This window comes from Achromobacter sp. SIMBA_011, from assembly GCF_046535435.1.
Lineage (GTDB): Bacteria > Pseudomonadota > Gammaproteobacteria > Burkholderiales > Burkholderiaceae_B > Achromobacter > Achromobacter dolens.
On the sequence record NZ_JAWRWN010001322.1, the window covers coordinates 1 to 231 of the forward strand.

Annotated in this window: 1 pseudogene; it reads left to right on the plus strand. The window is 56.3% G+C overall.

Features of this window, described 5'->3' with window-relative positions:
* Positions 1-86: 86 nt before the first annotated feature.
* A pseudogene (locus SB816_RS35365) lies at positions 87-231 on the plus strand (sel1 repeat family protein); the annotation flags it as partial.

Sequence of the window (231 nt, forward strand, 5' to 3'; positions counted from 1 at the left end):
GTTTCGCGGAGGGCGAGTGTACGATTGGCTTGGGATACGTGGTTGGAGACGTGCCTCCCCACGATGTTACGCGAGGGCTAACTCTCATGAGACAGGCTGTTGACCACGGGAGCGGGCACTGCGCGGTATCAATTGGAGAATTATATAGATTAGGTCTGTTTGGCGTTCCTAAAGATATGGTACAGGCGGCTGCGTGGCATCGGAGAGGCGCCGAGATGGGGGATGTGACTG